Origin of the sequence: Rhizobium laguerreae (assembly GCF_019778565.1) — a bacterium.
In the GTDB taxonomy this organism is placed as follows: domain Bacteria; phylum Pseudomonadota; class Alphaproteobacteria; order Rhizobiales; family Rhizobiaceae; genus Rhizobium; species Rhizobium laguerreae.
Genome location: NZ_JAAXQT010000008.1, coordinates 335,091 through 350,300 on the forward strand (window position 1 = coordinate 335,091; position 15,210 = coordinate 350,300).

The window sequence follows — 15,210 nt, forward strand, 5'->3', positions numbered from 1 at the left end:
GCACCCTTGATTGCTGTCCTCCATCGGCCAAAATTCCGCAACTACGATCAAACCCGGCTGCCGGCTTTTCTTTAAAGAAGAAGCCGCAACCAGGGGAGTGAGAATGAGCGCCGTCGGACGGGCGATCTGGTTCATCGAGAGCCATTTCGAAAGCGATATATCGCTGGAAGAGATATCGGAAGCAGCCGGATTGTCGCGCTACCATCTGTCGCGCGTCTTCGGGCTCGTCACCGGCCACTCGATCAGCGGCTATATAAGAGGGCGCCGCCTCAGCCGCGCCGTCCCGACACTGGTCGGCGGTTCATCCACCATTCTCGAGGTTGCGCTTTGCGCCGGCTACGGCTCGCACGAAGCCTTCACCCGTGCCTTCCGCGACCAGTTCGGCATGACGCCGGATGCGGTGCGCAGACAAGGGCACGCCCGTAACCTTGTCTTGCTGGAGCCGATCAGAATGGACCCCGCCCACCTCAACGACCTCGAACCGCCCCGCTTCGAAACCCTTCAACCGATGCTGTTTGCCGGCTTGCAGGAGACCTACCCCTATGGCGGCAATGCCGCCATCCCCTCCCTCTGGCAGAAATTCAATGCCCATTTCGGTCATATCTCCGGCCAGAAAGGCAACGTCGCCTACGGCATCTGCACCCATATCGATGGTGAAGCAGAGAAATTCCGCTATATGGCCGCGGTTGAAATTTCCGATGCCGGCGATCTGCCGGCGGATTTTGCAACGCTCAAGCTTCCGGGCCAGCGTTACGTCGTCTTTGCCCATCGCGGCCATGTCTCCGGCATTCCGGCGACCATGAACCGGATATTTGGCGCATGGTGGCCAACCTCAGGCCTGGAGCACGGCGAGACACCCGACATGTTCGAACGCTACGACGAGCGCTTCGACCCCTATACCGGCATGGGCGTCACCGAAATCTGGTTGCCGGTCAGAGCATGATGCCGAAAAATGTCAGCGGTTTTCGGACGACATCATGCTCTAACTCTTTAATCTGGAACAGGATTCAAATTTAAGGCCGCCCCGGCCTTAAATCATCCTGTTCTGGGGAATAAAATTCACATCGGTTTCGTATACCCCCTTGCGGCGCTTGCCTGGCAGGCCGGCGACATTACATAGCGGGCGTTACTACTCATGTGACGCAAAGGGGATATATGCTGATGCAGGAAATCATGACGCTCATTCAGGATCCGGCCGCCTGGGTGGCGCTCATCACGCTGGTGGTGATGGAAGTCGTTCTCGGGATCGACAACCTGATCTTCATTTCCATTCTCACCAACAAACTTCCGCCCGAGCACCGCGAGAAGGCCCGCAAGATCGGCATCGGCCTTGCGCTCGTCATGCGTCTCGTCCTGCTCGGCACCATCGCCTGGATCGTGCAACTGACCGAACCGCTGTTTGAAGCCTTCGGCCACGGTTTCTCCTGGAAGGATCTGATCCTGATTGCCGGCGGTCTGTTCCTCGTCTGGAAGGCCACCAAGGAAATCCACCACAGCGTCGATCCGGAAGATCACGGCGAGGACTTCATCGCAAGTTCGGCCACGACAGGCTTTGCATCGGCCATCGGCCAGATCCTGCTGCTCGACCTCGTCTTCTCCGTCGACAGCATCATCACCGCCGTCGGTATGACGCCGCATCTGCCGATCATGGTGGTCGCCGTCGTTGCCGCCGTCACCGTCATGCTGGTCGCCGCGACGCCGCTTGCCAACTTCATCGAGCGGAATCCGACGATCGTCATGCTGGCGCTCGCCTTCCTGCTGATGATCGGTACGACACTGATCGCCGATGGCATGGGCTTCCACGTGCCGAAGGGCTACGTCTACGCCGCCATGGCCTTCTCGGCGCTGGTCGAGGTGCTGAACATGTTCGCGCGCAACGCCCGCAAACGCAAACGCGATGCCGCGCATTGAGGCTTGGACAGGAGGGCGCGGCGGAACCGGCGCGCCCTCACGCACCGCTATCAGGCCTTTGCGGGCGTGGTTTTTCTTGACGCGCCCGGTTGAATATGGCCTAAGGCCAGCCGAACGGACGATCGGCGGATAGTGCGGGCGCATGCCCTTTTTCCGGCCGGTTTGCCGATGAAGCTATCTGCATCCTTCCGGCCGAACGTCGCTTTCCGATGAAAGCCGTCCGGCATTCATTGACGGGCACACACAATGACAGTTTCCGGGACAGCCACCGGCGTCCGCGTCCGCATCGCTCCCTCGCCGACCGGCGAGCCGCATGTCGGCACCGCTTACATCGCTCTCTTCAACTACCTTTTCGCCAAGAAGCACGGCGGCGAGTTCATCCTGCGCATCGAGGATACAGATGCGACGCGCTCGACCCCTGAATTCGAAACGAAGGTGTTGGACGCACTGAAGTGGTGCGGGTTGGAATGGAAGGAAGGCCCTGATATTGGCGGTCCCTACGGCCCCTATCGCCAGTCCGATCGCAAGCCGATGTACCAGCCCTATGGACAGGAGCTGCTGGACAAGGGCCATGCTTTCCGCTGTTTCTGCACGCCCGCGCGCCTGGAACAGATGCGCGAAACCCAGCGTGCCGCCGGCAAGCCACCGAAATATGACGGCCTCTGCCTGAATCTTGCGGCCGAAGAGGTCACCTCGCGCATGGCTGCCGGCGAGACGACCGTCATCCGCATGAAGATCCCGGGCGAAGGCTCCTGCGACTTTACCGACGGCGTCTATGGCGATGTCAGCATCCCGTGGGATTCGGTCGACATGCAGGTCCTCGTCAAGGCCGACGGCATGCCGACCTATCATATGGCCAACGTCATCGACGACCATCTGATGAAGATCACTCATGTGGCCCGCGGCGAGGAATGGCTGGCTTCGGTGCCGAAGCATATCCTGCTCTATCGCTACTTCGGTTGGGAGCAGCCGGTCTTCATGCATCTGTCGCTGATGCGCAACGCCGACAAGTCGAAGCTGTCGAAGCGCAAGAACCCGACCTCGATCTCCTATTACTCCGCGCTCGGCTATATCCCGGAAGCGCTGATGAACTTCCTCGGCCTGTTCTTCATCCAGATCGCCGAAGGCGAAGAGCTCCTGACGATGGAAGATCTGTCCCAGAAGTTCGATCCGGAGAACCTCTCCAAGGCCGGCGCGATCTTCGACATTCAGAAGCTTGACTGGCTGAACGGCCGCTGGATCCGCGAGAAACTGTCGGAAGAGGAATTCCAGGCGCGCGTGCTGACTTGGGCAATGGAAAACGATCGCTTGAAGGAAGGCCTGCGCCTGTCGCAGACACGCATTTCCAAGCTCGGCGACCTGCCCGATCTTGCCGGCTTCCTGCTGAAATCCGATCTCGGCCTGCAGCCCTCCGACTTCGCCAAGATCAAGTCGCCGCCGGAAGATATCCTGGAGATCCTCAACACCGTTCAGCCGGATCTCGAAAAGATCCTGGAATGGAACGTCGAGACGATCGAAGCCGAATTGCGCGCGATCGCCGACCGCATGGGCAAGAAGCTGAAGGTCGTGGTCTCGCCGCTCTTCGTCGCCGTGTCCGGCTCGTCGCGCTCGCTGCCGCTCTTCGATTCCATGGCGATCCTCGGCCGGTCCGTTGTGCGTCAGCGCCTGAAGCTCGCCTCGCAGGCGATCGCCGCCCTCGTCGGCTCGAAGTAAGAACAGTCAGAGGATTTCGACAGTGGCTGACAACAAGACCGAAAACACCCTTTCCTCCGACGCGACGGAAGTGCGCGCCCAGAAGCTGAAGCTGCTGCGTGAGCAGATCGGCGAGGTCTATCCGGCGCATTTCCACCGCACGATGACCAATGCCGAGCTCATCGCGAAATATGAGAACCTGGAACCTGACGTCGAGACGCAGGATGTCGTCACCGTCGCCGGCCGCGTCTACTCATCGCGCAACTCCGGCATGTTCATGGACATCCACGATGCCGGCGGCAAGATCCAGATTTTCAGTCACAAGGACACGACCCCGGAAGAAGCCCGTGCGCTTCTGCCGATGATCGACATCGGCGACATCATCGGCGTCACCGGCATCGTACGCCGCACCAAGCGCGGCGAGCTGACGATCAACGCGCAGACGATCACCATGCTGACGAAGTCGCTGCTGCCGATGCCGGAAAAGTGGCACGGCCTCTCCGACATCGAGCTGCGATATCGCAAGCGCCATCTCGACATCATGACCAACGAGGATTCGAAGCTCCGCTTCCAGCAGCGCTCGAAGATCCTCTCCGGCATCCGCCGCTTCATGGAAAATGACGGCTTCCTGGAAGTCGAGACGCCGATGCTGCATTCGGTCTATGGCGGCGCCACCGCCGAGCCGTTCAAGACGCATCACAACACGTTGAAGCTCGACATGTACCTGCGCATCGCGCCGGAACTGTTCCTGAAGCGTACGCTGGTTTCGGGGCTGACCGACAAGGTCTTCGAGATCAACCGGAACTTCCGTAATGAAGGCGTCTCCACCCGGCACAATCCCGAATTCACTATGATGGAGTGTTACTGGGCCTATGCCGACTATGAGGACATCATGGACCTCGTCGAGCGGCTGTTCGAGAGCTTGGCGCTCTCCATTCACGGCACCACGGAATTCCCCTTCGGCGACAAGACCATGTCCTTCAAGGGTCCGTTCAAGCGCGTGCCGATGCCCGACGCCGTCAAGGAAGCGACCGGCATCGATTTCCGCGCCATCAAAACCGATGAAGAGGCCCGCGCCGCCGCCAAGGCTGCCGGCTTCGCGGTCGAGAAGGATTGGACCTGGGGTGAATGCCTCGCCTTCATCTTCGAGGAAAAGGTTGAATCCACGCTGATCCAGCCGTCGCATGTCACGCATTTCCCGAAGGATATCTCGCCCTTCGCCAAGGAAGTGCCGGGCGAGCCGCGCCTCGTCGAGCGCTTCGAGACCTATTGCAACGCCTGGGAACTCGGCAACGCCTTCTCGGAACTCAACGATCCCGAAGAGCAGCGCCGCCGCATGGTCGAGCAGCTCGAACAGGCGCATGCCCGTGGCGAAAAGGAAAAGCAGCTGGACGAGGAATTCCTCGACGCGATCGACCAGGGCATGCCGCCGGCAGGTGGCCTCGGCATCGGTGTCGACCGTCTCATCATGCTGCTGACCAACGCACCGTCGATCCGCGACGTCATCCTCTTCCCGGCCCGCCGCAGCAAGGCCGACTGACCGGAAGACAGGTCGAAAATGCCAAGCGGAGTGCCTCCCGGCGCTCCGCTTTTTCATGCCAGCTGTTCAGTGGGTCTTGGCGGCTTCAGCCGGCGGCTCTTCGGCCGGCGCATCTGCGCCGTGGCCGCCTGCAGCCGGCGCGGCTTCGCTTTCTGCTGCCGGCGCTGCGCCATGCCCGCCGCCTGCGGCCTTCTTGCCCTTTTCCTCGCTTTTAGTCGAGGCAACCGCGACCGGGTCGACGCAATCCTCGGGATCCTTGAAAGCGGCGCTGATCATGGCGATCTCGTCGAACGGCATCTCTATCCGTTCGCCGAAGAACAGCCCGTTTTCGCTGGCCTTGCCGTCGTAGTAGCGCGCTGTATAGGACTTGTCGTCGAGGCCGGGAACCGTCTTGTCGGGACGCGGGATATAGACGACATCAGCGCCGATCGCCCGGCCGCGAATATCGGCGCGCATCGTCGGTCCGTTTTCGTCGAGCACCACAACCTGCACCAGATCCGGCTTCTGCGCGGCATAAACCGCTTGAGCGACACGAAGTGCGGTCTTGACCCGCGTCATCCCGTCGGTCGGTTCGGTCCTGATGTATTTGCGCACCCAGACGTGGTCCTGCTTGCGGATCGTCACCAGGTTGACGTCACTGCATTCGAGCCCGTAGCCACCACCAGTTGCACCGATCAGCCTGTCCTTGCCGACATAGACCGCCGCACCGCCGGACACGCCCGTCAGAAGAGCGAGTCCGCCAATGATGATTGCCAATTTCCGGGAAGGCCGGAATATGCGCAGTAAGGCCTTCACGCCAACTGCTCCGCCATCTGAAACTCCAACGCAGGACAAGTGCCGAGAACGCTAAGGAAATGACGTTTCCGAAAGTTTAAGTGGGCATGCGAAGCCCGCTCCATTTTAGGAAAACACCAAAAAAGGTCCACTTTTTCCGACCGCTTGCCACGGCCCGTTCCGCCATGCTCTAAAACCCCATGGCCTTCACGCTTCGCCAGGTTCAATATTTTGTTGCCGTCGCCGAACAAGGTTCGGTGACGCGAGCCGCACAGAACCTTTCGATCTCGCAATCCTCGGTGACGGAAGCGCTGAAGGAGCTCGAAACCGACCTCGGCGTCGAGCTCTTCGAGCGCCATCCACGCGGCCTGACAATCACCCATAACGGACACCAGTTCCTGCGTCATGCGACGAAGATCCTGGCCTCCGTCTCCGATGCACGGACCAGCTTTTCCAGCCAGCAAAGCGCCCTCTCCGGCACACTGAACATCGGCGTCACCTCGCTTGTCGCCGGCTATGTGCTCTCCGATCTCCTGGCGCGATACCGCCGTGCCTGTCCCGGCATCGAGGTCAGCGCCATCGAGGACAATGGGGGTTACCTCGAACATCTCCTGGTCGGCGGCGAATTGGATGTCGCCGTGATGGTGATATCAAACCTGCGCGACCGCATGGCGCTGCAGGCGGAAATCCTCGAAACCTCGCCCTATCGACTATGGCTGCCGATGGGCCATCCGCTGGTGTCGGCCGACATCATCTCGGTCGCCGACATCGCCCGCGAGCCGCTGATCATGCTGACGGTCGACGAAATTGAAGAGAATACCGGCAAGCTGCTCTCAGCTCTCGGCGCCCGCCCGCATGTCGCCTTCCGCACCCGCTCGGTGGAGGCGGTACGCAGCCTGGTTGCAACAGGCGCCGGCGTAGCCCTGCTTCCCGATCTCGTCTATCGACCATGGTCGCTGGAAGGCGACCGCATCGAGAGCCGCGACGTCTCGGGATCGCTGCCGGTCGTCCAGGTCGGCATGGTCTGGCGCAAGGGCTCCAGCCTGCCGCAGGCGGCGCGCGATTTCGTCGGCATCGCCGAAAGCTTGCGCTCCGGGCGTATCCGCTGATATCGGAATTTCCGATACCGCCTTTCTGATAAATGAATTTGCGAAAGCGGCTTTTTCGCGTCACCTTTTCGTCCGGGAACAATCCGCCACAAAAGTGGCAAACCGGGAGACGGATGATGACGAATCTGTTGAAATCCTGCACGGCAACGCTCGCCTGCCTGAGCTTCGCGACCCAAGGAATCGCCGCCGAACCGCTGAAGGCCTTGGGCAAGGGCGAAGGTGCGGTCAGCATCGTCGCCTGGGCCGGCTATATCGAACGCGGCGAAACCGACAAGAACTACGACTGGGTCACCGATTTCGAAAAGGAGAGCGGCTGCAATGTATCCGTCAAGACCGCCGCCACCTCGGATGAAATGGTGTCGCTGATGAACGAGGGCGGCTTCGATCTCGTCACGGCATCGGGCGACGCCTCGCTCCGCCTCATCGCCGGTAAGCGCGTCCAGCCCATCAACACCGATCTGATCCCGAGCTTCAAGACCGTCGACGAGCGCCTGCAGAACGGCCCGTGGTATACGGTCGGCGGCGTGCACTACGGCGTGCCCTATCTCTGGGGCCCGAATGTGCTGATGTACAACACCGATGCCTTCAAGGACAAGGCGCCGACCAGCTGGAACGTTGTCTTCGAAGAGCAGACACTGCCTGACGGCAAGTCGAACAAGGGCCGCGTCCAGGCCTATGACGGCGCGATCTACATCGCCGATGCCGCCGTGTATCTGATGGCCCACAAGCCGGATCTCGGCATCAAGGATCCCTACGAGCTGAACGAGGACCAGTACAAGGCCGCCCTCGACCTGTTGCGCGGCCAGCGCAAGCTCGTGTCCCGCTACTGGCACGACGCGATGATCCAGATCGACGACTTCAAGAATGAAGGCGTCGTCGCCTCCGGCTCCTGGCCTTTCCAGGTGAACCTGCTGCAGGCCGACAAGCAGAAGATCGCCTCCACCTTCCCGGATGAAGGTGTCACCGGCTGGGCCGACACCACCATGTTGCACGCCGACAGCGAACATCCGAACTGCGCCTATATGTGGATGGAACATTCGCTGAAGGCCAAGGTCCAGGGTGACGCCGCCGCCTGGTTCGGTGCCGTGCCCTCCGTTCCCGCCGCCTGTAAGGGCAACGAACTGATGGGTGATAGCGGCTGCGCCACCAACGGCTTCGATCACTTCGACAAGATCAAGTTCTGGAAGACCCCGGTCGCCAAATGCACAACGCAGAGCGAATGCGTGCCCTATCATCGCTGGGTGTCGGATTATATCGGCGTGATCGGCGGGCGGTAATTTACGTCCTCACTGAGATGACCGTTGTAGCGTGAGACCCCTCCCCACCCCCCCACAAGGGGAGGGGCTCCGAGTGGCACCGCCGATTCCTGCCGAAACGCCAAGGTATTTGCGAAAGGGGTACGGCAGATTAAGCCCCTCCCCCTTGTGGGGAGGGGTTTGGGGCGGGGTCCTTGTTGGCCAAGACCGAGCCCTCTCTGAACACACACGACCCGGAGCCCCCATGACGTCAGCCGTCCGCTTCCAGCAGGTATCGCGCCATTTCGGCCAGGTTCGCGCCGTCGACGGCGTCGATCTCGAGATCGCGCCCGGCGAATTCTTTGCCATGCTCGGGCCATCCGGCTCCGGCAAGACGACGTGCCTGCGATTGATCGCCGGCTTCGAACAGCCGACCGCGGGCCATATCCAGATCTTCGGCGAGACGGCTGACGGCGTTCCGCCCTATCGCCGCAACGTCAACACCGTGTTCCAGGACTACGCGCTCTTTCCGCATCTCAATATCCTCGACAATGTTGCCTATGGACTGATGGTCAGAGGCGTCGGCAAGGCGGAGCGGATGAAGGCGGCAGGTGAAGCCCTCGAGCTCGTCAAGCTACCGGGTTACGGCGCCCGCCGCCCCGGCCAGCTGTCCGGCGGCCAGCGGCAGCGCGTGGCGCTCGCCCGCGCGCTGGTCAACAAGCCGAAGGTGCTGTTGCTCGATGAGCCGCTCGGCGCGCTCGACCTGAAACTGCGCGAGCAGATGCAGGAAGAATTGAAGAGCCTGCAGCGCGCGCTCGGCATCACCTTCGTCTTTGTCACCCACGATCAGGGCGAGGCCCTGTCCATGGCCGACCGCGTCGCCGTCTTCAACGACGGCAACATCGTCCAGGAGGGCACGCCGCAGGATATCTACCGCCGCCCGAAAAACCGCTTCGTCGCCGATTTCGTCGGCTCGTCGAACGTCATCGCGCCTGATCTGATGGCCTCGCTCGGCGGCGAAAGACGCTGGGCAAGCCTCCGTCCCGAAGCAATCCGGCTGGCAGGCGACGGCGTCGAGGCGCAGGTCGACAATGCGAGCTTCCTCGGGGCAGCCACGCGCCTCACCGTTGGCCTCCGGGGGGCGCGGCTGCATGTGATGCTGCCGGCGGGCGCAGATGTGCCTGTCGTCGGCGCCGACATACGACTTGCCTGGCAGCCCGACGATATCCACTACATGGATGATGCGGCATGACGGCGCTCACCATGTCAGGCGGCAAGACATCGATCCTTCCGGGGCGCGGCGGCCTCTTCGGCCGGCTGTCCGATGCCTTCTGGCGGCACCCGAAACTGCTGCTCTTCCTGATGCTGACGCCGCCGCTGCTCTGGCTCGGCATCATTTATATCGGCTCATTGATCGCCCTGCTTCTCCAGAGCTTCTTCTCGATCGACGATTTCTCCGGGCTGGTGAATACCGAATTCACCCTCTCGACCTATGCCCAGCTGCTGAATCCTGTAAATTTCGATATCATCATCCGTACCCTTGTGATGTCGGCGCTGGTCACCCTCGCTGCCGCCCTGATCGGCTTCCCGATCGCTTACTATGCGGCGCGTTATGCGCAAGGCAAATGGAAGGCGCTCTTCTATCTCGGCGTCATGCTGCCGCTTTGGTCGAGCTATCTCGTCAAGATCTACGCCTGGAAGCTGATCCTCGCCAAGGAAGGCATCCTCACCTGGATCTTCGAGAAGCTCCATCTCTCCTGGCTGCTTGACGCGACCCTGAACCTGCCCGTGATTGGCGGCAATTCGCTTTCGGTGAGTTACCTCGGCACCTTCATCGTCTTCGTCTATATCTGGCTTCCCTACATGATCCTGCCGACGCAGGCGGCCCTCGAGCGTGTGCCCGGCAACCTGATCGAGGCCTCGGCGGATCTCGGCGCCACGCCGCGCCAGACCTTCCGCACCGTGCTCCTGCCCTTAGCGCTCCCCGGCATCGTCGCTGGTTCGATCTTCACCTTCTCGCTGACATTGGGTGATTACATCATCCCGCAGATCATCGGCTCGTCCAGGCTGTTCATCGGCCAGGCGGTCTATGCCCAGCAGGGAACGGCCGGCAATGTGCCGCTCGCCGCCGCCTTCTCCGTCGTGCCGATCGTCATCATGGCGCTTTATCTGTCGCTCGCCAGGAAATTGGGGGCTTTCGATGCGCTCTGACCTCAAGAGATCGCCACTGCCCCTGAAAATCGCCGCAGCCGCCGGACTGCTTTACCTGCACCTGCCGATCCTGCTGATCTTCGTCTATGCGTTCACGACGGAGGAGAAGAGCTATCAATGGCCGCCGCCCGGGCTGACTCTGCAATGGTTTACTGTTGCCTGGAACCGGCCGGACGTCTGGTCGGCGCTCAGCCTTTCCGTACAGGTCGCCGTCATCGCCACGGCGATCGCGCTGGTCCTCGGCACGCTCTGTGCGGCCGCCGTCAGCCAGACGAAATTCTTCGGCCGCGAGGCGATCTCGCTGCTGGTCATCCTGCCGATCGCCCTTCCCGGCATCATCACCGGCATTGCGCTCCGCTCCGCTTTCAGCCTGTTCGACATCCCGTTTTCGGTCTGGACGATTGTGCTTGGCCACGCCACTTTCTGCGTGGTCGTCGTCTACAACAATGCGGTCGCCCGCTTCCGCCGCACCTCCGGCTCGCTGATCGAGGCCTCGATGGATCTCGGCGCTGACGGCTTCCAGACCTTCCGTCATGTCATCCTGCCGAATATCGGCACCGCCCTTCTGGCCGGCGGCATGCTTGCCTTCGCCCTGTCCTTCGACGAGGTCATCGTCACCACCTTCACCGGCGGCCAGCAATCGACCTTGCCGATCTGGATGCTCGAAGAACTCATCCGCCCGCGCCAGCGCCCTGTCACCAATGTGGTCGCCATGGTCGTGGTGCTCGTTACTTTCCTGCCGATCCTGGCAGCCTATTACCTCACCCGCGATGGCGACCAGATCGCCGGCGCCGGCAAATAAAGGGAGAACATCATGGACATCCAAATGCTGATCGGTTCCCGCTTCGAAAAAGGCACCGAGACGGAAGAGCACATTCTGAACCCGAAGACGGGCGAGACGGTGATTGACCTTGCGGAAGCCTCGCTCTCCCAGATCGACGCCGCCGTCGATGCCGCCGAAAAAGCCTTCACACGCTGGTCGCAGACGACGCCGGGCGAGCGCTCCGGCTACCTATTGAAGATCGCCGACGCGATCGAGAAGGATGCCGTCGGCTTCGCCACACTGGAGGCGCTGAACTGCGGCAAGCCGATCAATGCGGTGCTGAACGACGAAATCCCGGCGATCGTCGATTGTTATCGCTTCTTTGCCGGCGCCGTGCGCAACCTGCACGCACCGGCGGCCGGCGAATATCTGCCCGGCCATACCTCGATGATCCGCCGCGATCCGATCGGCATCGTCGGCTCGATCGCGCCGTGGAACTATCCGCTGATGATGATGGCATGGAAGCTGGCGCCGGCCATTGCCGGCGGCAATACCGTGGTCTTCAAGCCTTCGGAGCAGACGCCGCTGACGGCACTGAAAATGGCCAAGCTGCTCTCCGAAATCCTTCCCGAAGGCGTCGTCAACGTCATCCTCGGCCGCGGTGAAAGTGTCGGTAACGCCCTGATCAATCACGCCAAGATCGGTATGGTCTCGATCACCGGCGATGTTGCGACCGGTAAGAAGGTGCTGCAGGCCGCGGCCAAGACGGTCAAGCGCACCCACCTGGAACTCGGCGGCAAGGCGCCGGTCATTGTCTTCGATGATGCCGATATTGATGCCGTCGTCGCCGGCATCCGCACCTTCGGCTATTACAATGCCGGCCAGGACTGCACCGCTGCCTGCCGCATCTATGCCGATGCCAGGGTCTACGATAATTTTGTCGCCGATCTCTCCTCGGCCGTCTCGAGCATTCGCTTCAACCAGGCCGACGATACCGAAAACGAGATCGGTCCGCTGATCTCCAAGCGCCAGCGCGACCGCGTCGAAAGCTTCGTCGCCCGTGCTTCCGAACACAAGCACATGGAAGTCACCACCGGCGGCAAGGTCTCCGGCGACAAGGGCTTCTTCTTCACGCCGACTGTCATTGCAGGCGCCACACAGGACGACGAGATCGTCCGCCGCGAGGTCTTCGGCCCGGTCGTCTCGGTCACCCGCTTTTCCGATGCCGACGAAGCCGTTGCCTGGGCAAACGACAGCGACTATGGCCTGGCCTCCTCGGTCTGGACCAAGGATATCGGCCGCGGCATGAAGACTGCTGCCCGCCTGCAATATGGCTGCACCTGGATCAACACACATTTCATGCTCACCAACGAGATGCCGCATGGCGGCCTCAAACAGTCAGGCTACGGCAAGGACATGTCGGTCTACGCTCTGGAAGATTACACCGCCGTACGCCACGTGATGATCAATCACGGCTAACCGGCAAAAGGGCAGAATATTCCGTGGATATAAGGTGCGCCGATAGCAACCAGGCAACTTTTGTTGAAACGGAACATTCAGCCGATAAATATCGCCTGCTATTGTCTTATTTTGTTGTTGCGGCAATACGGGCACTCCATAGTCGACCTCCGGCTCGAAAGCCGGGTCGGCAATAGCTTCGGTCAGGCAGTCTTTGTTCATGGCGACGCGCATCGATATCCCCGAGCTCGAAAAGGCCATGGACGGATTGCTGGAATCCGCCCTCGTCCCGGAAAGATGGGCCGGCACGCTGGAAGCGATCTCTCGGGCGACCGGCTCGGTGGGCGCCCACATCATGCCGGCGGCCGGCAAGTTTTCTCCGGGGTTCCTGACAACGCCAAACCTGCTCGAACCTTTCGACGTCTATTTCGCCGAAGACTGGTACAAGCGGGATTTCCGCGAGCGCGGGATTTCGGTCGCGCTTGCCAAGGGCATCGTCATCGAGCACGACATCGCCTCGGAAGACGAGTTCCGGCGCCAGGAATTCTACACCGAATTCCTCGCTCGCTTCGGTCTGCGTTATTCCGTGATGATCGGCTTTACCTCGGGTGATACGCTGCTCAGCCTCAACCTGCAGCGCCGCGTCGACGATCATCCTTTCGACCGGGAGGAGGAGCGGATCCTACTTGCCATGCGATCGAAGCTGACCGCCTCGGCCGAGATCATCCGCTCGCTGCAAGCTGCAAAGATCGAAAGCATGAGCGAGGCCTTCGAGCTCAGCGGCACCGCCTCGGTCTTCTTCGACCGCACCGGCCGCGTCAGCCATCTGAACAGTCGCGCCGAACGGCTGCTCGACGGCGATATCCGCATCGTCGATCGCGAACTCACGTCCGCCAGCCAGGAGGAGACCGGCCTGCTGCGACGGCATCTGAAGGCGGTCTCGGCGGCGACACCTTCCTCAGTCCTGCCGTGTCGACGCCGGTGCTGTTCTCACGCCCCGGCAAGGCACCGCTCGTCATTCGTGCCCAGCTCCTGCGAGGCCTGCCGGCGGATCTCTTCGCCCATTCGCACGCTGTTGCAATCGTTACCGACCTTTCCGAACGCGCAAGAGCGGACGGCGATCTTCTGCGGCGGCTCTTCGCCCTGACGCCGCAGGAGGCGACCGTCGCACGCCTGCTGATGGAAGGTTCCTCCCCTCGCCAAATCGCCGAGATCTGCGGCCTAACCTATGAAACGGCGCGCGGCTACGTCAAGAAGGTGCTCTCCAAGACCGGAACGCAGCGCCAGTCGCAGTTGATCTCGCTTCTCTTTGGCCTGAAGATCTAATGGGAATATCTCAGACCGTGTGGCCGGAAATCGTATGCTGGTCCAGAAAGGCCAGCATGATGACGGAGCTTTCATCGATGGGGCAAATCGATAGTTCCTTGAAACAGATCATGCGGGTTTTGAAGACCTGCACTTCTTCCGCATTTCTCCGAATTGAACGCCATCCCGTTTCAAACGATCTGGAACAATTTCCCGGTTGCCGCGTCTTTCTCAGGCAACCGCAAAGGATGACGTCATGCTGAAATGGGCTCTGATATTTTTCGTGATTTCGATCATCGCCGGCTTCTTCGGTTTCTCCGGCGTCTCCGCCGCCACCGCGACGATCGCCCGCGTTCTCTTCGGCATCGCCCTGGTGATCTTCCTGATCTTCCTCGTCCTTGCGCTGATGGCCGGCCAGGCGATCTTGTGAACCGTTGCGGACCGCGGCGTGCAGCCTGAAGCATGTCGCGCAAAACTGTGGAGCAGTTTTGCGAACACGACATGTGGAAAGCGAGGACCTGAACGTCGCAAGAGAGTGTAAGAGATCGCGACGCTTTTTCGGCCCTTTGCGACACACGATTCGGAGAGGTTGAGATAGGCGGCGCGGCCCCTCGCCCCTTCTACTCGGCCTTCCGGTAATGGGCGGCGACCCGTTTGATCCCGGATATTCCATATGCCACCGTAATTAGTTCTCTCGCCAAGGCAACCTGACCGCGGTGCATATTCACGACAACACCGCCCTGAGCCAGGGAGGCATTTTGTTCGTTCGCTTTCTCAGTAGCTTGTCGATCGATATCGATCCCGCACCCGAAGCAGCCAGGACGAACATGCCGCCGGCAATCGCCAGGTCCTTCTCGAAATGCAGCAGTTCGTTCTGGCTCGCTAAATTTGTGTGAAAGAGCAAGGCGGTCGCCAGGCAGAAGAGTGCCAGCGCCAATGCGCCAAGCCGGCTGAGGAAGCCTGCCGCAACGGAAAGGCCGGCGCCGATCTGAAGGGCAATGGTGGCAAGCGCCACCGGCGCCGATAGCCCCAGTTTTGCGAAAATGTCGACGGTCGCCGTGATATCTGCCGCGAGCGACCAACCTTCGTGCAGGAAGATCAGCGACAGCAGAAGCCTGCCGAGGAGAAGAATGAGATCGGCCAGTCGGGGCCGGCTTGAGGCGCTTTCCATCATATCCTCCGGTTTGAAAAGCAGGCAGTTAGCCGCTCATG

At 61.1% G+C, this 15,210-nt stretch carries 15 protein-coding genes; 13 read left to right on the forward strand and 2 right to left on the reverse strand.

Features of this window, described 5'->3' with window-relative positions:
• Window positions 1–103 precede the first annotated feature (103 nt).
• From HFO71_RS24595 to lysS, 4 genes are all read left to right on the forward strand, one after another.
• Window positions 104–943 carry an AraC family transcriptional regulator gene (locus tag HFO71_RS24595; protein ID WP_131661246.1) on the forward strand — a complete coding sequence of 280 codons (840 nt, stop codon included), beginning with the start codon at window positions 104–106 and terminating at the stop codon, window positions 941–943.
• Window positions 944–1,161: 218 nt separating this feature from the next.
• A complete protein-coding gene (locus tag HFO71_RS24600; RefSeq protein WP_027668622.1) occupies window positions 1,162–1,911 on the forward strand; it encodes a TerC family protein in 750 nt (249 codons plus the stop codon).
• Between the two features lie 246 nt (window positions 1,912–2,157).
• Entirely contained in the window at window positions 2,158–3,624 is a 1,467-nt protein-coding gene (gene gltX, locus HFO71_RS24605) for a glutamate--tRNA ligase (RefSeq protein WP_221988539.1), read from the forward strand.
• Window positions 3,625–3,646: 22 nt separating this feature from the next.
• Window positions 3,647–5,143, forward strand: coding sequence for a lysine--tRNA ligase (lysS, locus tag HFO71_RS24610; protein WP_077979437.1), 1,497 nt, complete (start codon window positions 3,647–3,649; stop codon window positions 5,141–5,143).
• A 66-nt stretch (window positions 5,144–5,209) separates the two neighbouring features.
• Here the strand turns inward: lysS and HFO71_RS24615 are convergent, their stop codons facing one another.
• Window positions 5,210–5,938 carry a hypothetical protein gene (locus HFO71_RS24615; RefSeq protein ID WP_077979436.1) on the reverse strand — a complete coding sequence of 243 codons (729 nt, stop codon included), beginning with the start codon at window positions 5,936–5,938 and terminating at the stop codon, window positions 5,210–5,212.
• A gap of 179 nt (window positions 5,939–6,117) precedes the next feature.
• On the opposite strand from HFO71_RS24615, the gene HFO71_RS24620 reads away from it, so the two are divergent.
• From HFO71_RS24620 to HFO71_RS24655, 9 genes are all read left to right on the forward strand, one after another.
• Complete coding sequence (locus HFO71_RS24620; protein WP_221988541.1) at window positions 6,118–7,026, forward strand: LysR family transcriptional regulator; 909 nt, start codon at window positions 6,118–6,120, stop codon at window positions 7,024–7,026.
• Between the two features lie 116 nt (window positions 7,027–7,142).
• Window positions 7,143–8,303: an ABC transporter substrate-binding protein gene (locus tag HFO71_RS24625; RefSeq protein ID WP_077979435.1), complete on the forward strand. Its 1,161-nt coding sequence runs from the start codon at window positions 7,143–7,145 to the stop codon at window positions 8,301–8,303.
• A gap of 223 nt (window positions 8,304–8,526) precedes the next feature.
• Window positions 8,527–9,513, forward strand: a complete 987-nt coding sequence (locus HFO71_RS24630; RefSeq protein WP_077979434.1) for an ABC transporter ATP-binding protein — start codon at window positions 8,527–8,529, stop codon at window positions 9,511–9,513.
• Window positions 9,510–10,472 (forward strand): ABC transporter permease, encoded by a 963-nt coding sequence (locus HFO71_RS24635; protein WP_025396093.1) that lies wholly within the window; start codon window positions 9,510–9,512, stop codon window positions 10,470–10,472. The genes HFO71_RS24630 and HFO71_RS24635 overlap by 4 nt, the downstream gene beginning before the upstream one ends.
• Window positions 10,462–11,274: an ABC transporter permease gene (locus tag HFO71_RS24640; protein ID WP_077979433.1), complete on the forward strand. Its 813-nt coding sequence runs from the start codon at window positions 10,462–10,464 to the stop codon at window positions 11,272–11,274. The genes HFO71_RS24635 and HFO71_RS24640 overlap by 11 nt, the downstream gene beginning before the upstream one ends.
• 12 nt (window positions 11,275–11,286) lie before the next feature.
• Window positions 11,287–12,714, forward strand: a complete 1,428-nt coding sequence (locus tag HFO71_RS24645) for a gamma-aminobutyraldehyde dehydrogenase (protein WP_077979432.1) — start codon at window positions 11,287–11,289, stop codon at window positions 12,712–12,714.
• A gap of 199 nt (window positions 12,715–12,913) precedes the next feature.
• A complete protein-coding gene (locus HFO71_RS24650) occupies window positions 12,914–13,840 on the forward strand; it encodes a hypothetical protein (protein WP_231284957.1) in 927 nt (308 codons plus the stop codon).
• A gap of 32 nt (window positions 13,841–13,872) precedes the next feature.
• A complete protein-coding gene (locus tag HFO71_RS35915; RefSeq protein WP_231284958.1) occupies window positions 13,873–14,019 on the forward strand; it encodes a helix-turn-helix transcriptional regulator in 147 nt (48 codons plus the stop codon).
• A gap of 235 nt (window positions 14,020–14,254) precedes the next feature.
• Window positions 14,255–14,428, forward strand: a complete 174-nt coding sequence (locus tag HFO71_RS24655) for a DUF1328 domain-containing protein (RefSeq protein ID WP_003552965.1) — start codon at window positions 14,255–14,257, stop codon at window positions 14,426–14,428.
• 294 nt (window positions 14,429–14,722) lie between these two features.
• Here HFO71_RS24655 and HFO71_RS24660 read toward each other — a convergent pair whose 3' ends face one another.
• Entirely contained in the window at window positions 14,723–15,172 is a 450-nt protein-coding gene (locus tag HFO71_RS24660; protein WP_077979431.1) for a DoxX family protein, read from the reverse strand.
• Window positions 15,173–15,210: the final 38 nt, after the last annotated feature.